The sequence below is a fragment of the Streptomyces sp. NPDC058092 genome (assembly GCF_042884935.1).
In the GTDB taxonomy this organism is placed as follows: Bacteria; Actinomycetota; Actinomycetes; order Streptomycetales; family Streptomycetaceae; genus Streptomyces.
In genome coordinates this window covers 14,517-36,123 of the sequence record NZ_JBHVSY010000025.1, presented here as the reverse complement: position 1 = coordinate 36,123, position 21,607 = coordinate 14,517, and the positions used below count along the sequence as shown (strand labels likewise).

Genomic DNA, 21,607 nt, shown 5'->3' with positions numbered 1-21,607 from the left:
TGGGCGCATGAACATCGCACTCCAGTACTGCCACATCACCGTCAACGACCCGGATGAGTCGCTCGCCTTCTACCGTGACGCGCTCGGCCTCGAGGTGCGCAACGACGTCGCCTCGGGCGGGTTTCGCTGGGTCACCCTCGGCAGCGCGGCCCAGCCGGACCTCGAGATCGTGCTCTCGGAACCGCACGCCGGCCGATCCCAGGCCGATGGAGACGTGCTGCAGGAACTGCTCACCAAGGGCGTCCTGCCGAACATCGTCTTCCGCACCGACGATCTCGACGCGGCCTTCGAGAAGGTGCGGGCATCCGGCGCCGAGGTGCTGCAGGAGCCCATGGACCAGCCTTGGGGCCCGCGTGACTGCGCGTTCCGCGATCCCTCGGGCAACATGGTGCGAATCTCGCAGGGGCCGACGGCTTAGCTTCAGCCGCGCCTGCTCGGTCACGCGTCACGGCGGGCCGAAGGTTTCATGACCGAGTGCTTCGTCCCCGGACTCCGGATGTGCCGGCGGCGGGTCCGCCGCGGCAACAGGTGGTGACGAAGACGATGACGGACGAGGGAGCCCGCGGTCCCGGCGGTGCAGGCAACCGCCGGGACTGTCGGCGCGACCCGGCCGTGCCACACCCGTCCGTGCCGGACGCCTCGGCCGACGGGCAGACCCGTACCGTCGTAGCCGACCAGGAGCAGCCGCTGCGCGCCCGCGACCTGTTCCAGGCCCGCGGCGGAAGCCGTGATCCTTCAGGCGCCGGATGTCATCCGGTGACATGACCCGGCGCAGCAGCAGGCCCGCCTCGACGACCTGTCGGCGCGACCGAGGAACTCGACCACGTCGACGCCGAGCGCGCGTGCCCGCCCCGGGATGCATGCCGTCGATGCCGGCCTCGCCCCGGGTGGCGAGGAAGTAGGTGACGGTCCTGCCCTGGCCGGTCCAGCGGGCGACGGCGCGGGCGGTGCCGTACTCGATGTCGTCGGGGCGTGCCGCGACCGCCAGACAGCGCTGCCAGTCCTCCGGGAGCGCGGGAAGCGTTTCGCGCCGGACTTGGCCGGCGCTGTCGTCGAAACCACTCGTGACTCCTTCATGGCGCTCCGGCGGACGTGCTCGCTCCGGTTACGTTCTGATCAAGGCCGTCCGCAGCCCTTGTGCGCCAGATCACCTCGGCATACGTTTCGTGCCACACCAGCGAACAAAGTGTTTGCTGACATCACATCAGGTGTTTACTCATGGCGGAGTCACCACTTCCCAACCCCTCCGAGGGCGGCTCCGACGCGCTCGCCGAAGAGGCGCTGGGCGCCCGCATCCGGGAGTACCGCATGAAGCGGCGCATGTCGCTGCGTGCTCTGGGGGCGGCTGCCCAGGCGAGCCCGGGCTTCCTCAGTCAGTTGGAGCGCGGGCAGGCGAACGCTTCCATCGGAATGCTGCGGCGCATCGCAGCGGCGCTCGGCCTCACCGTGGCCGACCTGTTCGACCAGAGCGGTCCCACAGGCCCGCGAGTCGTACGGCGCGCCGACCGGCCGATGCTGCAGACCGCCCCGGGGAGCCGGAAGTTCCTGATTTCCCAGCGACCGCTCGGTCATCTGGAGGTGTACGCGGGCGAGTTCGAACCAGGAGCCTCCACCGGCGACGACGCCTACACCCACGGGGACTCGCAGGAGATCCTCCTGGTGGTCAGCGGCACCGTCCGGATCGAACTGGACGGGCACCCCCACGTTCTGGATCCCGGCGACAGCATCGAGTACCTGTCCTCCACCCCGCACCGGGTCGTCAACGATGGTGAGACGCCCGCCGAGATCCTCTGGATCATCAGTCCGCCGACACCGGACTGACCCCCGCTTGCTCCTTTCCCTTCCCCCCTTCTCTTCACCTCCCCGTCTTCATCCCTCGCTCTGGAGCACGACCATGCCCGAAAAGACCGGACGAACCGTCGGAAAATTCGCAGCCTGCGGCGCGCTGCTGCTGGCCCTCACTGCCTGCTCCGGCGGTGCCCCCGCCGCCCGTGACATCGATCTCGGCCCCGGCCCGGCCGCCGCGGGCACCGTGAAGAAGGGCGCCCTCGACGGCGTCACCCTCACGTTCGCCTCCTACGGCGGCATCTACCAGGACGGTCAGGAGACCGCCGCGGTCAAGCCGTTCGCCACCGAATCCGGCGCGAAGATGCTCTCGGACGGCCCTACCGACTACACCAAGCTCAAGGCGCAGGTCGACTCGGGCAACGTCACATGGGACGTGGTGGACACCGACGCCATCTGGGCCGAACGGCAGTGCGGGAAGCTCCTCATGCCGCTCGACACCACCATCGTCGACACTTCGAAGCTGCCCAAGGACATGGTGGGCAAGTGCTCGGTGCCGGCCATGACCTACGGCATGGTGCTGATGTACGACAAGTCCAAGTTCGGCGGCAACCCGCCCAAGGACTGGGCGGACTTCTTCGACACCGCCAAGTACCCCGGCAAGCGCGCCATACCTGGTGTGGCGTCGGACGCGGCCCCCGGCCCGCTGGAGGCGGCGCTGATCGCGGACGGCGTCGCTCCCGACAAGCTCTTCCCGCTCGACGTCGACCGCGGTCTGAAGAAGCTCACCGGCGTCCGCTCCTCCCTGGTCTTCTGGGACACCGGTGCGCGATCCCAGCAACTGCTGGAGTCGGGCGAGGTGTCGATGGCGATGGTGTGGACCGGTCGTGCGTACTCGGCCGTGAAGAACGGTGCGAAGTTCGCCCCGCAGTGGAACCAGTTCATGCCGGTCTCCGACTCCCTCGCCGTACCCAAGAACGCCAAGAACCCCAAGGCATCCATGGCCCTGATCAACTACTACCTGGGCGCCGGCCAGCAGGCCAGGCTCACCGAGCTGACCTCCTACTCGCCGATCAACTCCGAGGCCCAGCCGAAGATTGATGCGGCCGCCTCCGCATACATGACCTCCACGCCGGGGCGGCAGGCAAAGGCTCTCAAGCTGGACAACGCCTGGTGGGCGCAGAACCAGGAGCAGATCATCCAGAAGTGGTCCGACTGGCTGGCGCGCTGACCCATGACTGCCCTGATCGAGATCGCCGCCCCGGCCGCCGGCCGGCGCCCCAAGGGTGCCGGTGACCGGTGGGGATGGCTGCTGCTGCCGGCGCTGGTGCTGCTGGCTGTGCTGTTCCTCGTGCCGCTGGGCCTGATGGCCTGGCGCAGTGTCACCGAGCCGGCCCCCGGTGCGGGCAACTACTCCTGGTTCTTCACCAGCGACGTCGCCCTCGCCACCCTGGTCCGTACGCTGGCCGTCGGCGCCGTCGTCACCCTGGTGACCCTGGTGCTCTCCTATCCGTACGCCTACCTGATGACCGTGGTCAGCGCCCGTGCGCGGGTCTGGCTCACTCTGCTCGTACTGCTGCCGTTCTGGACGAGCCTGATGGTGCGCACTTTCGCGTGGGTCGTGCTGCTGCAGGACAGCGGTGTTGTCAACCAGTTGCTCGGCACCGTGGGGATGGGGCCGCTGCAGCTGATCCGTACCCCCACCGGAGTGGTGATCGGCATGGCGCAGGTGCTGATGCCGTTCATGGTGCTGCCGCTGTACGCGGTGATGAGCGGGATCGACCGGCGGTTGCTGGACGCCGCGCAGGGCATGGGGGCGCGCCCCGCCACCGCGTTCCTGCGGGTGTTCGTGCCCCTGTCGCTGCCCGGGGTCGGCGCCGGCGCGCTGACCGTGTTCATCACCTCGCTCGGCTTCTACGTGACGCCGGCCCTGCTGGGCTCGCCCGACCAGGCGCTGATCTCGCAGCAGATTTTCACCCAGGTCAACGGGCTGCTCGCGTGGGGCCGGGGCGGAGCGATGGGCGTGGTGCTGCTGGCGGTCACGCTTGTCCTGCTGGGGCTGGTCGGCGTCGTCCTGCGGCTCACCCGTACCCGTGGAGGTGTCCGATGAGGACCGGTCCCGCGCGGATCGCGCTCTGGGCGTTCAGCGTGCTGGTGGGCTTCTGGCTCATCGCACCGACGCTCGTGGTGATCCCGCTCAGCTTCACCGACAAGGCGTCCCTGGTGTTCCCGCCGACCGGCTGGTCCGGCCGCTGGTACACCAACTTCTTCACCGACCCCCGATGGACCGAGGCGCTGCTCTCCTCGCTGCAGGTGGGCGTCCTGGTCGCGGTGGTGGCCACCGTGCTGGGCACCGCCGCCGCGATCGCGCTCACCCGGTCCGGCTCGCGCTGGGCGAAACCGTCCTACGGGCTGCTGCTGGCCCCGATGATCGTGCCCACCGTGGTCGTGGCCATCGGCGTGTACGCGCTGTTCCTCCAGTACGGCCTGCTGGGCACGTTGCTCGGCTTCGTCACCGCCCACACCGTGCTCGCCCTGCCGTTCGTGATCATTCCGGTGACGGCGAGTCTGCGCGGCTTCGACCGGCGGCTCGAGGACGCCGCACTGATCTGCGGCGCGAGCCGCTGGGGCGCGATCCGTCAGGTGACGTTGCCCCAGATCGCTCCCGGAGTCGTCTCCGGCGCCCTGTTCGCCTTCGTCACCAGCTTCGACGAGGTGGTGGTCTCACTGTTCATCCAGAGCCCCTACCTGCAGACCCTGCCGGTGATGATGTTCGCCAGCGTGACCCGGGACACCGATCCCACCATCGCCGCGGCCGCCACCCTGATCATCGCCTTCACCACGGTGCTCGTACTGGCCGCCACTTTCGCCACCTCCAGGAGGAACCGTGTCCGCTGAGACCAGCCTCATCAAGGCGCGCGGAGCCCGCATCGAACTGGCGCAGGTGCGCAAGGAGTACGCGGACTCCGTCGCCGTCGACGACGTCTCCCTGGTCATCGAACCGGGCGAGTTCATGACCCTGCTGGGCCCCAGCGGCTCAGGCAAGACCACCACCCTCAACATCATCGCCGGGTTCACCGCCGCCACCTCGGGCACGCTGACCGTCGGCGGTGTCCAGATGCAGGACCTGCCGCCGCACCGGCGTGACATCGGCATGGTCTTCCAGCACTACGCGCTCTTCCCGCACATGACGGTCGCCCAGAACGTCGCCTTCCCACTGAAGCAGCGCAAGGTCCCCAAGGCCCGCCGCACCCAGCTGGTCGAGGCGGCCCTGGAGACCGTACGGCTCGGTGGCTACGGCCACCGCAGGCCGAGCGAACTGTCCGGCGGACAGCAGCAAAGGGTCGCCCTGGCCCGGGCGGTGGTGTACGAGCCCAGCGTGCTGCTGATGGACGAGCCGCTCGGCGCGCTCGACAAGAAGCTGCGCGAATCGCTCCAGCTGGAGATCAAGCGGGTGCACCGAGAGATCGGCTCCACCTTCGTCTTCGTCACCCACGACCAGGAAGAAGCGCTCGTCCTCTCGGACCGTATCGCCGTCTTCAATGATGGGGGCATCCAGCAGGTCGGCACCGCGAGCGAACTGTACGAGAAGCCCCGCAGCCTGTTCGTCGCCGAGTTCCTGGGCGAGTCGTCCACCGTGCGGGGGAGGATCGAGCCGGACGGCGACGACTCGTGCCTACAGGTCGGCGACCGCACCGTACGCGCACCCGGCCGGCCCGCCGATGGCACCGCCGCCGCCGCCGCCGTCGTCGTCCGTCCCGAGCACCTGCGGGTGCAGCCCGCCGGAGCACCGGTCGCCCCCGGGGCCAACGCCCTGCCGGCCCGGGTGACCCAGGAGATCTACCTGGGCTCCGGCCGCAAGCTCGAACTCGCCCTGCCCGACGGCACCGTGCTGCTTGCCCGCGAGCAGGCCGACCGGCTGTCCGACGTCCGCCACGGCGACGAGGTCACCGTGGTCTGGGACATCGAGCGGGGCGTCCTGCTCGGTGACACACCCGGCACCACCCACACACCCACCCCCGCCGGCCGGACCCCCGCCGGCGTCGCACAGGAGAGCGGCCGATGAGCACCGCAACACCCGCCACCAGCCCCACCTTCGTCAACGGCGACGTCTCCTTCTGGTTCCGGGAGGGCGGCATTCCCACCCGTCGCCCGGCACTCCCCGGCGACCTGGACGTGGACGTCGCACTCGTCGGCGGCGGCTACACCGCACTGTGGACCGCGTACTACCTCAAGCAGGCCCAGCCCGACCTGCGGATCGCCGTACTGGAGAAGGAGTTCGCCGGCTTCGGGGCCTCCGGCCGCAACGGCGGCTGGCTCAGCGCCGAGCCGCCCGGCCAGATGCGCCGCTACGCCAAGGCACACGGCCAGGAGCCGGCCGTTGCCATGCAGCGCGAGATGTTCTCCTCGGTCGACGAGGTCGTCCGCGTCGCCGCCGAGGAAGGCATCGAGGCCGACATCCAGAAGGACGGTCTGCTCCACGTCGCCACCAACGCCGCGCAGGAACGGCGGCTCCGCGACCGGCTGCCGTCACTACGCGCCGAAGGCTGGGGCGAGGACGACCTGGTCGAGCTGGACCGCGACGAGCTCGCCGAACGCGTCCGCGTCGCCGGCGCCCGCAGCGCCCAGTGGAGCCCGCACTGCGCCCGCATCCAGCCGGCCAAGCTGGTCCGAGGCCTGGCCGACGTGGTCGAGCGGATGGGCGTCACCATCTACGAGAGCACCGAAGTCACCGAGATCCGCCCGCACGAGGCGGTCACGCCGCACGGCACCGTCCGGGCATCGTTCGTGATCCGGGCCCTGGAGGGCTTCACCTCCGGGCTGCGCGGACACCGCCGGTCGTGGCTGCCCATGAACAGCAGCATGATCGTCACCGAGCCGCTGCCCGCCGCAGTGTGGGAGGAGATCGGCTGGCGCGGAGCCGAACTGATCGGCGACGAGGCGAACTCCTACTGCTACATCCAGCGCACCACCGACGGGCGGATCGCCATCGGCGGACGCGGCATCCCGTACATGTTCGGCTCCCACGTCGACCAGCACGGCGAGACCCGTACCGCCACCCAGATGCAACTGCAGGCCATCCTGCGGCAGCACTTCCCGGCCACCCGGGACGTGGCGATCGACCACACCTGGTCCGGGGTGCTGGGCGTGCCGCGTGACTGGTGCGCCACCGTCCACGTGGACGAGCGGACCGGGCTGGGCTGGGCCGGCGGCTATGTCGGGCACGGCGTGACCACCACCAACCTCGCCGGACGCACCCTGCGCGACCTGATCCTGCGTCAGGAGACGGACCTCACCCGGCTGCCCTGGGTCGGCCGCCAGGTGCGAGGCTGGGAACCGGAGCCGCTGCGCTGGCTCGGCGTGCGCAGCCTCTACGTCGCGTACCGCGCCGCCGACCGGCACGAGAACTCCGGCCTGGAGCGCACTTCCGCCATCGCACGCATCGCCGACGTCATCAGCGGCCGCTGAAAGGAGCCGATCCTCGTGAACATCCCTGTGGACACCACCGTCTTCCCCGTCGCCTTCCTCGCCGACGCGGCGACCACCGACCTGCCCGCCGCCTGTCCCAAGCCCACCAGCACCACCGGTCAGCAGGAGACCAGTCACACCCTGTGGACGTCCCCCGACAGCCTCGTCGAGGTCGGCGTCTGGGAGTGCGACCCCGGCCACTTCACCGCCACCCGCGAGGGCTACGACGAGATCTGCCAGGTACTGTCCGGCACCGCCACCGTCGAAACCGAAGGCGGCGAAAGCGTCGAACTGCGCCCCGGTGCCACCCTGGCCATGCCGGCCGGCTGGCGCGGCACCTGGCAGGTCCACGAAACGATCCGCAAGGTGTACGTGGTGCGAACCCACCAGGCCGAAGCATGACCCTCGTCCTGCACGGCGGCCACGTGTGGACGGGCGACCCCTCGCGGCCGCACGCGACCGCCGTCGCCGTGGCCGACGGCCGGATCACCGCCGTCGGCTCCGACACCGAAGTACGGGCGACCGCCGGACAGGCGTCCGAAACCGTCGACCTGGCCGGCCGGACCGTGGTGCCCGGTCTCCAGGACGCGCACATCCACCCCGTCTGGGGCGCCATGGAGGCGCTGCGCTGCGACCTGACCCGCGCCGTCGACGCCGCCCAGTGCGCTGCCCTCGTCCGGGAGTACGCGGCGGCCGAACCCGGCCGCCCGTGGATCCTGGGCGGCGGCTGGGGCATGGACTGCTTCCCCGGCGGCTGGCCCACCAAGGAACTGCTGGACGCGGTCGTCGCGGACCGGCCGGTCTTCCTGCCCAACGCCGACCACCACTCGGCGTGGGTCAACTCGGCGGCACTGGAACGCGCCGGGATCGACGCGTCCACACCGGACCCCGCGGCCGGGCGGATCGAGCGTGATGCGGCCGGCCGCCCCACCGGGGTACTGCACGAGGCCGCGATGGACCTGGTCGCCCGGGTGCTGCCGCAGAACACCCCGGAGGACCAGCGCGCAGCGCTCCGCCACGCCCAGGAGCACCTCTTCCGGTACGGCATCACCGGCTGGCAGGACGCCATCGTCGGCGCCTACGGCGGAGCCGGCGACACGCTCGCCGCCTACCGCCGGGCGGACGCGGAAGGGCTGCTGAAGGCCCGGGTCACCGGAGCCCTGTGGTGGGACCGCGACCGCGGCCTGGAACAGCTGGACGATCTCATGACCCGGCGCGGCGAGCACGGCCGCCGGTTCCGTGCGGGCACGGTGAAGGTCATGCAGGACGGCGTACTGGAGACCGGCACCGGTGCCCTGCTGGAGCCCTACCTCGACCAGTGCGGGTGCGCCACCGGCAACCTGGGCCACTCCAACGTGCCCGCCGAACTGCTCACGGAGGCGGTGACCCGGCTGGACGCGGCCGGCTTCCAGGTCCACTTCCACGCGATCGGCGACCGCGCGGTCCGCGAGTGCCTGGACGCGGTCGCGGCTGCCTCGCGGGCCAATGGAGTGCGCGACCGAAGGCACCACATCGCGCATGTGCAACTGGTCGACGACGCGGACATCGGCCGGTTCGCCGAGCTGGGGGTGACGGCCAACATCCAGTCCCTCTGGGCGACTCACCATCCGCAGACGGACGAGCTGGTCGATCCGCTGCTGGGCGAGGAACGCGCCCGGCGCCAGTACCCCTTCCGCCGGCTGCTCGACAGCGGCGCCCGGCTCGCCGGCGGCAGCGACTGGCCGGTGACCACGGCCGACCCCTGGCAGGCCATGCACGTCGCGGTGCACCGCACCGAACCACCCGGCTCGGCGCACGCCCACTGGCCGGGCGCCGACCGCCCGTACGGCCCCGAGCAGCGCCTGCGGCTCGCCGACATCCTGCGCGCCTACACCGCGGGCTCGGCGTGGGTGAACGGCAACGACGACGAGACCGGCTGCCTGCGCGAGGGCATGGCCGCGGACCTCGCGGTCCTCGACCGGGACCTCTTCGCCCCCGGCACGCCCGTGGCCGGCACCCGGGCCATGCTCACCCTGGTGGCCGGAGAGGTGGTCCACAGCGAGTAGAGGCACAGCGGGCAGGGCCGCCGTCCCCTTCCGGTCGGAGGCGGCGGCCACAGCATGCGTGCGGCCGGCCGCACGACGGCTCTCGCACATGAACCCGGGCGCAGGTGCCCTCCGCGGTGCACCGCGGAGGGCACGGATACCGCTCCACCGGGCAGGCCGGGGCGCGTAGCGGCCGGCCGTACGGAACCGCGGGCTCACACACAGCCCGCTCCCGGCGCTGCCCGGGACCTCGGCATCATCACCGGCCGTGCCGCTACCGGACCCCGCAACGCGATCAACGACATGCCAGGCGTCCGCGTCGGTCACACCACCGCCGACCGGCACCCCGACGTGCACGGCGGAGTGACCGCCCGTCGGCGTTCCGGGGCGCCGACGCCCTGGTCGGCTGGATGCTCGAACGGCCCGGGTGCGAGAAGGAGCAGAGCCTCAACCCGGTCGTGGGGGAGTGCAACGACGGTTTCCTGTCCGGCATCCGCGCGCGGCCGGTTCACGGGGAGCACGTCAGGGCCGCGCTGGACGGAGCGTCCGGCGGCGCGCTGCCCGAGGGCTACGTCGGTACCGGAACCGGCACAGGAGCATGGGGATTCAAGGCGGGCACAGGTGCCGCCGCACGCACGCCGAACCTGGACAGACAGCGGTTCACGGCGGGGCCCTCGTGCAAGCGAACTTCGGCGGAACGCTACGGTGCTCGGGGTCGCGCCGTCACCCCGCAGCCCTTGGGCCTGTCCGGCGATCCGGCTCCGGCCCCGGAGACCGGCTCCTGCGTGGGTGGTGGCCACAGACGCCCCTCTCGACACCAGACAGCTCACCCGCGTGGCCCGGCGTGCCGATTTCGCCTCGCCCGTACGGGTGCGGTCTACAGCCACGGCAGTGGCGACTACGCCATCGCCTTGGATACGGGACCGGGCGCCGGAGCTCCCGTGACGGACGCCGATCTGGGGCTGTTGTTCGAAGCTGTACTCGACGCAGTCGAAGGAAGAGGGTGTGCTCGACTCCCTGCTCGCAGCGACGACGACCACCGGCTTCGCCGGCCGCACACGGCCGGCCCTGCCTGCGGACCGGCTGCTCGACGCCCTCACCGGCCCCACGGCACCACTGGGACCCGACGGTCGGCAGCTACCGGCGGTCCTGTTCGACGGAGCCGACATCACACTGCGGCAACTGGCCCGCTATGGGAGAAGGCCCGGCAGAAGGACGGCCCAATGGCCCGCGAGGCCCGCGTCCACGCCCTTCTGGACGCCGAGTCCGTCGCCGCCCTGGGCCCGGAGATCCGCGAGCAGTCCTCCGCCACCTGCATCCTGGCGCGCTGGACCCCGGACACCCCGCTCCAGGCCCTTCGGACCGGCGGTATCGGTGCAGCGTCCGTCGCGGCCACGGGCGGTCTCGCGTGCGGGGTCCTCGGACGTGGGCGGCGGGAGCCGGAGGCCAAAGCTTCCTGAACGTGGGACTCGCCGACGGCCCGCGAGTCCCACGTTCGCGAGCCCGAGTTCCGGGTTCACGGGGTCGAGTTCCACGTTCGTGGACGGGCGAAATCGGTCGCAGTGGGGCCGGGCGCTGCTGGCTTGCGGCTGTGGATCTCTTCTCACGCTCTTGGACAGCATTGCGCACCGCGGTCGCCGAACTCCCGGACGAGGACTTCGCGCGGCCGTCCGGCTGCACCGGCTGGCTCGTGCGGGACCTGGTATGTCACTTGATCACCGACGCTCAGGACGTTCTGATCACCCTCGTCACTCCCGCCGAAACGGAACCGACCCGGGACGCGGTGACCTACTGGGACATCGTCGAAGCCCCGACCGGCGACGACCCGCTCGACGCGCTGATCGTCCGCCTGGCCACCGCGTACGAAGAGCGGTGGCTGCTCAAGTTCCACTTCGATGACGTCGGTTCCACCGCCGGTCGCGCCGCCGAACTCGCGGTTCCCGCGGTCCGGGTCGGCGCCTGCGATGTCTACGAATGGAGCTGCCGACGCCCTGATATGCCTTGTCGGCCCAGCATTTGAGTCTGCCTCTGTGAGCGTGTCGATGATGCCGTGGGTGCGGGCGGTGGTCAGGTCGTGGGTGGCGCCGGGCAGTGCGGGCGAGGCCCACCGCAGCCGACCCAAGGGATTGCTTTGCCGGTGGCGCCGGCCGGCAGGGTGGTGATCAGGCGGTCGATTTCCGCGGCCGGTCTGCGCTCGAGTTCCTCTCCGCGTGGCCGGTGGCGCACTTCGAAGGACAGGAAGCGTTCGTCGGAGCAGCTGCCGAGTCCCTTGGGCAGGCGGGAGATCCAGGAGAGCGGTGGCTTCCCGTTCGCGGTGTTCGATGTCGTCCAGGAGCTCGGCAGGCCGCCGGGGCTGGGACACCTGGCTGGGTTCCGTCGGCCAACAGGTTGGCCCTGGCGTCCTCAAGCTTCTGGATCGACTACCTGGCGTCGGTGTGGGCGAGGGATCTGTGGTGACGCTGTTGTTGCAGGGGTGGTGTGTCAGCAAGGCGCTGCTGGCAACTCTGTCGCCCGCAGGCACCTCGTACACCGTCATCTGTACGCTCCTGGGCCCGCACCACCAGGATCCGGCACCGGATGACGGCGCGCGCCGCCCACGAGACCCTTCCTGGGCGGCGTGGGCTGTCAGTGGTGTTGGTTACGGTGTACGGCTATGAGTTTGACCTCGTTGATCAAAGAGCCTGCATCACCGTTACGTCGTTACCTGGAGGGGGAGTTGCCCGACGTTCGCCAATTGCGGTCCGCTTTCCGGGCGCGGTTGACGGGTGGTGACCTGGTGACGCCCCTGTTGCCCAAGGGGCAGTCGCCAAGGTGGTCCACTCTGGGGACGGCCATCGACCACCGGCTGCGGACGGCGATGAGCGGGCAGGTTCCCCGCGAGCGAGCGGGCGGTGGGGAAGGGAATCGCACTGGCGGCCCAGCCCGATTTCACCGACATCGTGACCGCGGATGCGCTGTCCCGGTGCGGGGGAGAGCTGTTGGACTTCCTTGAGGATGCTGCCAACGGGCGCTGGACGCCCGAGGAAGATGCGTGGCTGAGTGAACTCCAGGCCTTTTGCTCCCCAGTGAGCGACATGTCCCAGGAGCCGGGCCGCAACGAAGGGGCCATCGCTGCACGGCTTGAGCGCATCATCCCGCTGTTCTGACCCCTGTCCCGTGCCCCTGACATGTTGAGCGCGCGCCATTCACGTCTGAGCTTGACGTTTATCCTCGCCTGTCACCCGACCTGCTGATCTGCGGTTCTTCCCGGGACAGCGGAGGCGGCCGTTCTCCACGCTTCGAGATGTCGAGTCACGAAGCACGAGAGAACGGCCGCTGTGTATGAGTCTCCCTGTCCCAGGGCCCGTAGGCGAGGCGTTGGATGTCTTGTCCCGCTTTCGGGTCGAGTTCTACGGGTGCCTTTACGCCCGGGCGGATGCGCTCTTCGAGCTCACGGACGCGGTGCTGTGCGCGGACGGGCCGGTGAAGACGCTGGTGGAGCTGTCGCTGGCCCTCGAGCACCGGCGTGGGCATGGTGCTCTGTACGCAGCGTTGGACCGGGGCTGGGCAGAGCCGGCGCGGTTGCGGCGCACGCTGGCCGGCCTGCCGTTGCCGAAGGCGGCCGACGGGCGGATCGTACTGGCTGCGGACGTGAGCAACTGGCTCCGCCCTGATGCTCCGACCAGCGACGACCGGCTGTTCTGCCGCGTATACGGACGCGGTGCGCAGCAAGGACCAGTTCGTGCCGGGCTGGCCGTACTCCTTCGTCGCCGCCCTGGAAACGGGCCGCACCTCCTGGGTCGCGCTGCTGGACGCTGTGCGTCTGGGGCCCGCCGACGACGCGACCGCCGTCACGGCAGCCCAACTCCGCAACGTTGCAGAGCGGTTGATCCTCGCAGGGCAGCGGAAGCCGGGAGATCCGAAGATGCTGATCGTCATGGACTCCGGCTACGACGTCGCCTACCTCTCCCACGCGCTGGCGGACCTGCCGCTCGTGCTGCTCGGGCGTCTGCGTTCGGACCGTGTCATGCTCCGTGACCCGGGTCCGACCCGTTCCGGGCCCAGGGGCGGGCGTCCGCGCCGGCACGGCGGCGTTCTCGCCCTGGCCCGGCCCGAGACCTGGCACACCCCCGAGGTGACCACGTCCACGGACACCACCCACTACGGCACCGCCGAGGCAACGGCCTGGGACCGCATGCACCCCCGGCTCACCCACCGCGGCCCCTGGCTGGAACACACGAAGGAAGAACTGCCTGTCCTGCACGGCACGTTGCTCCGCCTGAAAGTCGAGCACCTGCCGGGCGACCGCGACCCGAAACCCCTGTGGCTGTGGTGCTCGGCCATCGGCGCCACCGGCACGGACGTCGACCGCTGGTGGCAGGCGTTCCTCCGCCGCTTCGACCTGGAGCACACCTTCCGGCTGATGAAGCAGACACTCGGCTGGACCCGCCCGAAGGTCCGCCACGCCGACACCGCTGATGTGTGGACCTGGCTGATCATCGCCGCCCACACCCAGCTCCGCCTCGCCCGCCCCCTCGCCGAGGACCTCCGCCGCCCCTGGGAACGGCCCACGCCACCCCGACGCCTCACCCCCGCCCGGGTGCGGAGGGGGTTTCGCAACGTCCGCGCGACCACAGCAGCCCGCCCGGCAGCCGCGCCAAAACCATCCCGCCCAGGCCCCGGACGACCGCCCGGCTCGAAGAACAAACACCGCGCCAAGCACCACGACGTCGGCAAAACCCTCAAACGAGCTGAGTCGATCAAGGAACACAAAGCGCAGCGAGATTAAACGCCAAGCTCAGGCACGAACTCAAGCTTCAACACGCTGAACTTGACAGGGAATGGCCAGCACAAGGGCCTATCACTCGGCGGGCGGCTCAAGCCAAGGCCGGTCCGAGTGCCTGGTGACGCCCGAACAAACTGCCGAGCTCTTCCGGGCGCCGGTCTCACCCCGGTGATCCTCGACAGCCTGATGCACGGTCGGCACGAGTGCACCGCGCGCTCTTCCCGGACTGGCTGCGCCCCGTTCTGCGTCCGTGCCCGACAAGGGAGTTACTCCCTGGTCGGGCTGGTGCGGACGATGCTGGTGAGGAAGCATGGGCGTGCGCGGTACGAGTGCCGTCCGCGCAACCGATGTGTGACACGAAGAGGGCCGATGACTGACGAGCAAGGCATCCGGACGCCGATGGACGGAATCGACACGGGCACGCCGCATTCGGCGCGGGTGTGGAATTACTGGCTGGGTGGCAAGGACAACTACGAGGTGGACCGTCGGCTCGGGGCAACGATGGAGGAGCTGTACCCGCAGATCATCGAGATAGCGCGCGCCTCGCGGGCATTCCTGGCGCGAGCGGTGCGCTTTCTGGCCGGTGAGGCCGGGGTGCGCCAGTTCCTGGATCTCGGCACAGGTCTGCCGACCGCGAACGCGACGCACGAGGTCGCCCAGGACGTCGAGCCGACAGCACGCATCGTGTATGTGGACAACGACCCGATCGTCCTGGCTCACGCGCGTGCCCTGCTGACCAGCCGGCCTGAAGGGGCGACGGACTATGTGCACGCGGACCTGACGGACGCGAAGACAGTGTTGCGCGAGGCCGCCCGGACGCTGGACCTCGACCGGCCGGTGGCCGTAATGGTGCTCTCGACGCTGGGACACGTCGCCGACTCGGGCGAGGCCGCGGCGCTGCTCCGCAGCTACTTGGACGCGCTGCCCGCGGGCAGCTACTTGATGCTGTGCGACACCATCGAGACTCCGGAGACGCAGGCCGGGTCCGACGAGTACGCCAGTGGCGGCGCCATGCCGTACATCTCGCGTCCCAGGGAGGTCATGGGGACCTTCGCGGACGGACTCGAGCTGGTGGAGCCGGGCTTCGGCTCGATCAGCCTGTGGCGCCCCGAAGAGCCTGTCGTCGGCGAACCGGTCGACCAGTGGGGATTCGTGGCCGCCAAGCGGTAGCTTCCTCCGTTCCGCCGAGGCCGTGGGCGCAGCCAGCAAGGCCCCTGCCCCCTCGCCGCGGCGGCCTCCCGGACGTCCGCCTCCCCGTGCTGACGTTGCCCGGCAAGAAGGCCGACGGGCGCTGTCACGTTGGCTGGCTGAGTGGGATGATCTTCGGGTTGATCATGCTGGAGAGGGTTGTCCGTGGGGGACGTGTCGCCGTCGTACAAGGGCCATCGGTACCCGGTCGAGGTGATCTCCCACTGTGTGTGGCTGTACTTCCGGTTTCCGCTGTCCTTCCGTGAGGTGGAGGAGCTGATGATCGAGGGCGGTGTCGTCGTCTCGCATGAGACGGTCCGCCGCTGGTGTGCCAAGTTCGGGCAGTGCTACGCCAGCGCGCTGCGCCGCCGGCAGCCCCGGCCCGGCGACAAGTGGCATCTGGACGAGGTCTTCATCAAGGTCAACGGTGAGCGGAAGTACCTGTGGCGGGCCGTGGATCAGGATGGCAATGTCCTGGACATCCTCGTGCAGAACCGCCGGGACACTGCCGCGGCCCGGCGGTTCTTCCGTAGACTGCTGAAGACGACCCTCACAGTGCCCCGGGTGGTCGTCACCGACAAGCTGCGCTCCTACGGCGCGGCTCACCGTGAGGTCATGCCCTCGGTGGAGCACCGCTCGCACAAGGGTCTGAACAACCGGGCGGAGAACAGCCACCAGCCAACCAGGCAGCGTGAACGGGCGATGAAGGGCTTCCGCTCCGTAGGTGGGGCCCAACGGTTCCTGTCCGCGTTCAGCGGGATCTCGCCCCACTTCCGACCCCGCCGCCACCTGATGACCGCACACGACTACCGAGCCGAAATCCGCCACCGCTTCGCCATCTGGGACGAGATCACCGGCGCTGTCGGCTGGCCCACCACGGCCTGAACACAGGCCCGGACCGGGGGCCCACCATGCCCCGACGCCCCGTCAGGCACGTACACACCCAACAACGTGACAGCGCCAGCTGGGGCTTTGACGCTCCGGGCCGGCGCTGCGGACCGGGCGCTGGCCGAGGCACTTGGACAGCCGGGGGTGTTGTTCCTCACCCCTGCTCCTTCCCGGCGGGCGAGCCGGTCCGGAGCGCCCGTGTTGTCCTTCCGCGACTTCACGGCGGAGGTACTCGCGTGGGTGAACTGGTGGAACACCGAGCACCGCCCGACCGCACTGAACGGCCGTACGCCCGTGGAGGCGTGGCAGGCGGATCCCACCCGGCTCACCGATATTCCTGCCACCGACCTGTGGTCGCTCACCCTGGAGGGCGATGGGCGCCCGCGGACGTCGGCCCGGGCCTGCAGTTGCTCGAAGATGCGATGCCAGGTGCCGTCCCGCTGCCAACGCCGGAACAGTCCGTACACCGTTTCCCACGGGCCATAGCGCTCAGGCACGTCCCGCCAGGGAGCACCGGCGCGAGTGCGCCAGCGTATGCCGTCTATCAACTGTCGCTTGGTGCGCACCGGCGGCCGTCCAGGCTTGCTTCCGACCGGGAGCAGCGGCTCCAGCTTCGCCCACTGCGCATTCGTCAGATCATGCCTCCCCATGAAGTGGATCTCGACACATCGAGATCCACTTCTGAAACGCACCCTAGGAGAACTGGGACCGGATGGTGGGCAGGCGGAGCATGCGGCATGCCTGGTCAACGCCGGTGGTGGCGGCGTGCTCGGTGAGCCCTCGCTGGCGGGGAAGGGACACGGTGATCTCCTTTATGACGGGGTGGGGCGGTCGGGCGGGCGGAGTCGCAGGAGCTGGTCGTAGTGGGCGACAGACGGCAGAGGCCGGTTGTCCGGCGGCAGATTGGGCCCGGACGGCCGCCGGCAGCTGGGCCGTGCCGGCCTGGCTGCCGGGTGCGGGCAACGGCGGAGCCTGCTCGAACTCGGTGTCGGCGTCTGCCCGCCTTGCGCGCTTCCAGGGCGACGGCGTCCGCGGTCAGGGCACCGCTCTTCAAGGCCGCCGCGAGCCCAGCGACGAGGTGTTCGTGGGGCAGATGGCGGCTGAGGAGGAGGACTTCGATCAGGGCCCGGGTGCCGTCGCGTTCGCCGTGTGCTTTGACCGCGGCTTCCCACCAGGCGTCGTGGATCGGGGTGAACCGGCCGGCGGCCCGGGCCTGGTCGAGCGCGGTGGCGCCGGGTAGGGACCCGGGTTTGCGGATCAGGGCTTCCAGGTAGTGGTCGAGTTCCAGGCGGGTCCCGTTGCGGGCGATGAGCCGTTCGTGCCGGGCGACTTCCTCGCGGCCGTCGTAGACCACGAGCTCGGATGCGTGGAGCATGACGCGGACGGTGTGTCCGATCAGCCGGACCGGGACCGAGAAGCGGTTCATCCGGACACAGATCTGGCTGTAGCGGTCGACCCGCGGAGTGGAGAGCCGGCTCGTCTCGAATGCGTCTTCCGGCAGGGGCGCCAGGAGCGGCTGCTCGGTCGCGAAGTACTTGCCGATGGTGCGGGGGGGCGGGAGCGGATGCGGCGGGCGTCGTCCTGCTCGTCCCACTGGTCGATCATCTCGTTGAGCTCGGCGAGCGTGTCCACCTCGGGGACGGGAACGAGACGGTTGCGGCGGAACCAGCCGATCTGGCCTTCGACGCCGCCCTTCTCATGAGCGCCTCGGATGCCCGGCTGGCAGTAGAGCGCATCCAGGCCATAGTGCGAGCGGAAGGCGGTCCACCGTTCGGCTTCCACCCAGCGGCGTGAGAGGCCCAGCACCTGAGCGACGGCGGCCCTAAGGTTGTCGTAGCGGACCTTCCCGGTCGGCACCCCGCCCAGCACGTTGAGAGCGTGGACGTGGCCCTCGAAGAACGCCTCTTGCCCCGCCGAGGCGAAGATCCTTCTCTGCACTTGAAAGCGACTGGCCTTGCTCTCACGGCTTCTGCCTCTGATCCGGTCCGCAAGGCAGCAAGTCGCCACCAGACAGCGGCTCGGTGGGCCTGTCCGACGGGGCCTCGGGCTTGTGCTTTCCGTTGCGGCAACTTCTACGGTCATGTGTGTGGCCGGAGAGACCGGCCCGGCGAGGGAGGCACCGGCAATGGCCTGGTCGATCGCGGAGGTGGCGCGGATGTCCAAGGTGACATCGCGGACGCTGCGGCATTACGACGAGATCGGCTTGCTGCCGCCCGCATGGATCGCGAGCAACGGGCACCGCTACTACGAGGAGGCCGATCTGCTGCGGTTTCAGCAGATCCTGTTGATGCGGGAGCTGGACCTGGGGCTGCGCGAGATCCAGGCGGTCCTGGACAGCCAGCTCGACCAGGTGGCCGTGCTCCGCGAGCACCGCCAGCGGCTGCTCGCGGAACGGGACCGGCTGGAGACGCTGGCCCGTACGGTCGGCCGCACCATCGCCGAACTGGAAGAAGGTAAGGACAAGGGACACATGACGAAGATCAACAGGCCGGAGAACCTGTTCGAGGGGTTCCAGCCCCCCTCCGAGGCCGAGGTCGAGGTACGGGAGCGGTGGCCGCAGGCGTGGGAGCAGTCCCGGCAGGCCGTCGAGGCGATGACCGCCGAGGACACGGAGCGCTGGCAGCGTGAGGTGACGGCGCAGATGATCCGTATGGCGGAGTTCATGGTGGCCGGCACGCCGGTCTCCGACCCCGCGGTACAGGCCGAGGTGGACGCCAACTACGAGGGCATCTGCCGGTTCTGGACCCCGACCGCGGCCGCGTACAAGGGAGTGGGCCAGACCTATGTTGACGACCCGCAGATGCGGGCCAACTTCGACAAGATCGCCGACGGTCTGGCCGTCTACCAGCGCAATGCGATGACCGTGTACGCCGATGCCCGGCTGAGCTGACCGCACGCGCCTAGCGAAGGCGGTCGTCACTGCACGAACATGGGCAGTGACCAGCGGCGGCGGGGTCATCCAGGGCGCCGGTCCCGCTCTCGCCGTACTCGGCCTGTCGTCGCAGGCGGTCGGCCTGCTTCTTCTTGTCCGTGATGTGCCGCAGGCTCTCCTTCAGGGCCGCGACCTCGCCCAGCCACTGCATCCGGTGGGCCTCTTCAAGCCGTTCGCGGGTATTGGTCTCGATCTCCAGCAGCTGGGGGACCTGGGCGAGGTCGAGGCGGAGCATCGGGCAGCGGACGCAGGCTTCTCTGAACTAACTGGGCGGGTTCGCCGCGGTGCTGAACTGAGGGGCGATCTGGCTTGCCGTGGCTTGCAGCAGTCGCCTCGGACTCGCTGTTCCGCGTTCGGCTCTCGCTGCCAGAAGCGAGGCGCTTGACCCTCACGTGGCGTCAGGCTGCATAGTCGGTGCCGTGGAGGAGCACCTGACCGTGGGACGCGTGGCCGAGTTGGCGGGCGTGAGCGTCCGCACGCTGCATCACTATGACGAGATCGGGCTCGTACGGCCGTCGGCGCGAACTGCAGCCGGGTACCGGGCCTACTCGGGCAGCGACGTGGAAGGACTGCGCGAGGTACTTGCCTACCGGCGCCTGGGCTTCGGACTGCGTGAGGTCGCGGACCTGGTCGGCGAACCGTCCACCGACGCGGTCGCGCACCTGCGCCGACTGCGTGGCCTGCTGCTGGAACGGCGCGATCACGCTGACGCCATGGTGGCGGCCATCGACAGAGAACTCGAGGCACGGGCGAAGGGAGTCAAGGTGACGCCGGAGGAGCAACTGTGGAGATGCTCGGCGCACGGCTGTACGACGCGATCGGCGACGCTTACACCGCGACACGCCGCACCGACCCGCGGATCGCCGCGCAGATCTGGGACGCGCTCGGGGACGCCCAGGCGGTGCTGAACGTCGGGGCCGGCACCGGCTCCTACGAGCCTGCTGATCGCGACGTGACCGCGGTGGAGCCATCGGCGGTCATGCGGGGGCAGCGGCCTGCCGGCTCGGCGCCGTGCGTCGCCGCCGCCGCGGAGAGCCTGCCGTTCGAGGACCACTCCTTCGACGTCGCGATGGCCGTCTCCACCGTTCACCACTGGGGGGACCCGATAGCGGGGCTGCGCGAGATGCGGCGCGTGGCCCGCCGCGTGGTGGTGCTCACGTTCGACACCGACGAGCCCGGATGGCAGGACCGGTTCTGGCTTACCCGCGACTACCTGCCCGAGTTCGCCGCCGTCCTCGCAGAATTTCCCTCGCTTGCTGGGATGGCCGACGCGATCGGCGCCCGCGCTGAGCCGGTGCCCATCCCGTGGGACTGCACTGACGGCCTGTTCGAGGCGTACTGGCGCCGACCGGGGGCGTATCTGGAGGAACACGTGCGCCGTGCAATGTCGGTGTGGACGAGGGTCGGGCCGGAGGCCGAGCAGCGGGCGGTACGAAGCCTCAGCGACGACCTCGACTCCGGCCGGTGGGCCGAGCGCAACAGCGACCTCGCCGACCTCGACGCGGCAGATCTCGGCCTCCGCCTGCTCATAGCCTGAACCGCGTCGCATCCTCAGCATCGCGGTGGCTCCGGCATGCCCAGGTCGATAACCTGCGAGCCCCGCTGGTCGATCTGCGCAAGCTTGTCCTCCGCTCCGGCGAGGCTGATTCGCAGACCTTCGATCTCGCCGAGCCAACCTTCGCGCTCAGCCTCGGCGATGCGCGCATTGAGGTTGTCGTGAATGTCGTCGAGCCGTGCCCGTTGAGCCGGATCTGGTCGCAGGAGTGAGCATCTGACACAAGCGTGCTCATGGACACACGGGGTTCCGAAGGCGCGTACGCAGGTGCCGATGGACACCTTTCGCTTCTCGAAGTGGGCGAGGAAAGCGTCCCATTCCTCTTCTGTCGGGGTTCGGTACTCTTCGCTGGGGCGAGAGGCTCGTCGGCGGGTGATGAACGCGCGTGGGCCTCGATCGTCTCGGCGGGATAGACCGCTTTGTACCCCATTGTCGTGTCAATGTGCCTGTGTCCACAGATCACTTGGGCGATATGCGGCGGCAGGCCGTTCATGATGGCGTCGGTGACGAAGATCCTTCGGAAGTCATGAGGCGAGAAGGTGAGAGTCTCGCCGTCGGCTTTGGTCAGGCCGGTGACGGCCAGGGCATTGATCAACAGTTTTCGGATCGCGGTCGGCGTGAACGCGCGGTGCTCGGAGCCGATGTCGCGCTGGAACAGCAGCGGCATCGGCGGGTTCCAGACCTTCTCCCGGACGTCGTAGGAGGCCACCAGCGGGATCGCCCCGCTGGGGCTGCGCAGACGGCTGATGATGGTGCTGAGGACGTCGGCGAGTTCCGGGCTGACCAGCAGGAGTCGTTCGGTGTCGGTCTTGGACGGGGCGATCTGCAGCAGCGGCACGACTTCGCCCCGGTGGAGTCCGTACCACTGGTCCTCGCGTTCATGCGCGTCGGAGTGTTCCGTCCAGTGCACGACCGGCAGGGGCGGCAGGCGGTCGGGGTGCTATGTCGGTGTTCGCCTCCTCCTCCCAGGTGGTGGCCCAGACCAGCTCGCACGGCAATGC

At 69.7% G+C, this 21,607-nt stretch carries 17 protein-coding genes and 8 pseudogenes; 18 read left to right on the top strand and 7 right to left on the bottom strand.

What is annotated here, in order from left to right; translation table 11 throughout:
• Positions 1-7 precede the first annotated feature (7 nt).
• Positions 8-418: a VOC family protein gene (locus ACFVV1_RS31915; RefSeq protein WP_389996440.1), complete on the top strand. Its 411-nt coding sequence runs from the start codon at positions 8-10 to the stop codon at positions 416-418.
• A 348-nt stretch (positions 419-766) separates the two neighbouring features.
• On the opposite strand, the pseudogene ACFVV1_RS31910 reads toward ACFVV1_RS31915, so the two are convergent.
• Positions 767-988: pseudogene (locus ACFVV1_RS31910) on the bottom strand (PIG-L deacetylase family protein); the annotation flags it as partial.
• A gap of 230 nt (positions 989-1,218) precedes the next feature.
• On the opposite strand from ACFVV1_RS31910, the gene ACFVV1_RS31905 reads away from it, so the two are divergent.
• From ACFVV1_RS31905 to ACFVV1_RS31855, 11 genes and pseudogenes are all read left to right on the top strand, one after another.
• Positions 1,219-1,821 (top strand): helix-turn-helix domain-containing protein, encoded by a 603-nt coding sequence (locus ACFVV1_RS31905; RefSeq protein WP_389996438.1) that lies wholly within the window; start codon positions 1,219-1,221, stop codon positions 1,819-1,821.
• A 73-nt stretch (positions 1,822-1,894) separates the two neighbouring features.
• Entirely contained in the window at positions 1,895-3,016 is a 1,122-nt protein-coding gene (locus tag ACFVV1_RS31900; protein ID WP_389996435.1) for an ABC transporter substrate-binding protein, read from the top strand.
• A 3-nt stretch (positions 3,017-3,019) separates the two neighbouring features.
• Positions 3,020-3,895, top strand: a complete 876-nt coding sequence (locus ACFVV1_RS31895; RefSeq protein WP_389996432.1) for an ABC transporter permease — start codon at positions 3,020-3,022, stop codon at positions 3,893-3,895.
• Positions 3,892-4,683: an ABC transporter permease gene (locus tag ACFVV1_RS31890; protein WP_389996429.1), complete on the top strand. Its 792-nt coding sequence runs from the start codon at positions 3,892-3,894 to the stop codon at positions 4,681-4,683. The genes ACFVV1_RS31895 and ACFVV1_RS31890 overlap by 4 nt, the downstream gene beginning before the upstream one ends.
• A complete protein-coding gene (locus tag ACFVV1_RS31885) occupies positions 4,673-5,851 on the top strand; it encodes an ABC transporter ATP-binding protein (RefSeq protein ID WP_389996426.1) in 1,179 nt (392 codons plus the stop codon). The genes ACFVV1_RS31890 and ACFVV1_RS31885 overlap by 11 nt, the downstream gene beginning before the upstream one ends.
• Positions 5,848-7,254: an NAD(P)/FAD-dependent oxidoreductase gene (locus ACFVV1_RS31880; protein WP_389996424.1), complete on the top strand. Its 1,407-nt coding sequence runs from the start codon at positions 5,848-5,850 to the stop codon at positions 7,252-7,254. Before ACFVV1_RS31885 ends, ACFVV1_RS31880 begins: the two co-directional genes overlap by 4 nt.
• A gap of 15 nt (positions 7,255-7,269) precedes the next feature.
• A complete protein-coding gene (locus ACFVV1_RS31875) occupies positions 7,270-7,656 on the top strand; it encodes a cupin domain-containing protein (protein ID WP_389996421.1) in 387 nt (128 codons plus the stop codon).
• Positions 7,653-9,299: an amidohydrolase gene (locus ACFVV1_RS31870; protein WP_389996419.1), complete on the top strand. Its 1,647-nt coding sequence runs from the start codon at positions 7,653-7,655 to the stop codon at positions 9,297-9,299. The genes ACFVV1_RS31875 and ACFVV1_RS31870 overlap by 4 nt, the downstream gene beginning before the upstream one ends.
• Before the next feature lie 389 nt (positions 9,300-9,688).
• A pseudogene (locus ACFVV1_RS31865) lies at positions 9,689-9,889 on the top strand (P1 family peptidase); the annotation flags it as partial.
• A 612-nt stretch (positions 9,890-10,501) separates the two neighbouring features.
• Entirely contained in the window at positions 10,502-10,738 is a 237-nt protein-coding gene (locus ACFVV1_RS31860) for a hypothetical protein (protein ID WP_389996630.1), read from the top strand.
• A 131-nt stretch (positions 10,739-10,869) separates the two neighbouring features.
• Positions 10,870-11,277: pseudogene (locus ACFVV1_RS31855) on the top strand (maleylpyruvate isomerase N-terminal domain-containing protein); the annotation flags it as partial.
• Here the strand turns inward: ACFVV1_RS31855 and ACFVV1_RS31850 are convergent.
• Positions 11,249-11,409, bottom strand: a pseudogene (locus ACFVV1_RS31850) (IS5/IS1182 family transposase); the annotation flags it as partial. The pseudogenes ACFVV1_RS31855 and ACFVV1_RS31850 sit on opposite strands and share 29 nt — an antisense overlap.
• A gap of 760 nt (positions 11,410-12,169) precedes the next feature.
• On the opposite strand from ACFVV1_RS31850, the gene ACFVV1_RS31845 reads away from it, so the two are divergent.
• From ACFVV1_RS31845 to ACFVV1_RS31830, 4 genes and pseudogenes are all read left to right on the top strand, one after another.
• Entirely contained in the window at positions 12,170-12,424 is a 255-nt protein-coding gene (locus tag ACFVV1_RS31845) for a hypothetical protein (RefSeq protein ID WP_389996416.1), read from the top strand.
• Between the two features lie 175 nt (positions 12,425-12,599).
• Positions 12,600-14,046, top strand: a pseudogene (locus tag ACFVV1_RS31840) (NF041680 family putative transposase).
• Between the two features lie 366 nt (positions 14,047-14,412).
• A complete protein-coding gene (locus ACFVV1_RS31835) occupies positions 14,413-15,213 on the top strand; it encodes an SAM-dependent methyltransferase (protein WP_389996413.1) in 801 nt (266 codons plus the stop codon).
• Positions 15,214-15,396: 183 nt separating this feature from the next.
• Entirely contained in the window at positions 15,397-16,116 is a 720-nt protein-coding gene (locus ACFVV1_RS31830; RefSeq protein ID WP_389996410.1) for an IS6 family transposase, read from the top strand.
• On the opposite strand, the gene ACFVV1_RS31825 is transcribed toward ACFVV1_RS31830, so the two are convergent.
• The 3 genes and pseudogenes from ACFVV1_RS31825 to ACFVV1_RS31815 form a co-directional block, all read right to left on the bottom strand.
• Entirely contained in the window at positions 16,038-16,769 is a 732-nt protein-coding gene (locus ACFVV1_RS31825; RefSeq protein ID WP_389996407.1) for a transposase, read from the bottom strand. The genes ACFVV1_RS31830 and ACFVV1_RS31825 overlap by 79 nt on opposite strands.
• Before the next feature lie 49 nt (positions 16,770-16,818).
• Positions 16,819-16,920 (bottom strand): annotated as a pseudogene (locus ACFVV1_RS31820) (AAA family ATPase); the annotation flags it as partial.
• 547 nt (positions 16,921-17,467) lie between these two features.
• Positions 17,468-17,713 (bottom strand): annotated as a pseudogene (locus tag ACFVV1_RS31815) (hypothetical protein); the annotation flags it as partial.
• Positions 17,714-18,244: 531 nt separating this feature from the next.
• On the opposite strand from ACFVV1_RS31815, the gene ACFVV1_RS31810 reads away from it, so the two are divergent.
• Complete coding sequence (locus tag ACFVV1_RS31810) at positions 18,245-19,009, top strand: MerR family transcriptional regulator (RefSeq protein ID WP_389996607.1); 765 nt, start codon at positions 18,245-18,247, stop codon at positions 19,007-19,009.
• 10 nt (positions 19,010-19,019) lie between these two features.
• Here ACFVV1_RS31810 and ACFVV1_RS31805 read toward each other — a convergent pair whose 3' ends face one another.
• Positions 19,020-19,286 (bottom strand): hypothetical protein, encoded by a 267-nt coding sequence (locus ACFVV1_RS31805; RefSeq protein ID WP_389996404.1) that lies wholly within the window; start codon positions 19,284-19,286, stop codon positions 19,020-19,022.
• A 202-nt stretch (positions 19,287-19,488) separates the two neighbouring features.
• Between ACFVV1_RS31805 and ACFVV1_RS31800 the strand changes: the two are divergent.
• A pseudogene (locus tag ACFVV1_RS31800) lies at positions 19,489-20,588 on the top strand (MerR family DNA-binding transcriptional regulator).
• Here the strand turns inward: ACFVV1_RS31800 and ACFVV1_RS31795 are convergent.
• A complete protein-coding gene (locus ACFVV1_RS31795) occupies positions 20,578-21,516 on the bottom strand; it encodes a tyrosine-type recombinase/integrase (protein ID WP_389996401.1) in 939 nt (312 codons plus the stop codon). The pseudogene ACFVV1_RS31800 and the gene ACFVV1_RS31795 overlap by 11 nt on opposite strands.
• Between the last annotated feature and the right edge of the window lie 91 nt (positions 21,517-21,607).

Coding starts and splice junctions, on each gene's coding strand:
- ACFVV1_RS31915 (WP_389996440.1), top strand. CDS start 8: ATGAACATCGCACTCCAGTACTGCCACATCACCGTCAACGACCCGGAT.
- ACFVV1_RS31905 (WP_389996438.1), top strand. CDS start 1,219: ATGGCGGAGTCACCACTTCCCAACCCCTCCGAGGGCGGCTCCGACGCG.
- ACFVV1_RS31900 (WP_389996435.1), top strand. CDS start 1,895: ATGCCCGAAAAGACCGGACGAACCGTCGGAAAATTCGCAGCCTGCGGC.
- ACFVV1_RS31895 (WP_389996432.1), top strand. CDS start 3,020: ATGACTGCCCTGATCGAGATCGCCGCCCCGGCCGCCGGCCGGCGCCCC.
- ACFVV1_RS31890 (WP_389996429.1), top strand. CDS start 3,892: ATGAGGACCGGTCCCGCGCGGATCGCGCTCTGGGCGTTCAGCGTGCTG.
- ACFVV1_RS31880 (WP_389996424.1), top strand. CDS start 5,848: ATGAGCACCGCAACACCCGCCACCAGCCCCACCTTCGTCAACGGCGAC.
- ACFVV1_RS31870 (WP_389996419.1), top strand. CDS start 7,653: ATGACCCTCGTCCTGCACGGCGGCCACGTGTGGACGGGCGACCCCTCG.
- ACFVV1_RS31860 (WP_389996630.1), top strand. CDS start 10,502: ATGGCCCGCGAGGCCCGCGTCCACGCCCTTCTGGACGCCGAGTCCGTC.
- ACFVV1_RS31835 (WP_389996413.1), top strand. CDS start 14,413: ATGACTGACGAGCAAGGCATCCGGACGCCGATGGACGGAATCGACACG.
- ACFVV1_RS31825 (WP_389996407.1), bottom strand. CDS start 16,769: ATGGGGAGGCATGATCTGACGAATGCGCAGTGGGCGAAGCTGGAGCCG.
- ACFVV1_RS31810 (WP_389996607.1), top strand. CDS start 18,245: ATGGCCTGGTCGATCGCGGAGGTGGCGCGGATGTCCAAGGTGACATCG.
- ACFVV1_RS31805 (WP_389996404.1), bottom strand. CDS start 19,286: ATGCTCCGCCTCGACCTCGCCCAGGTCCCCCAGCTGCTGGAGATCGAG.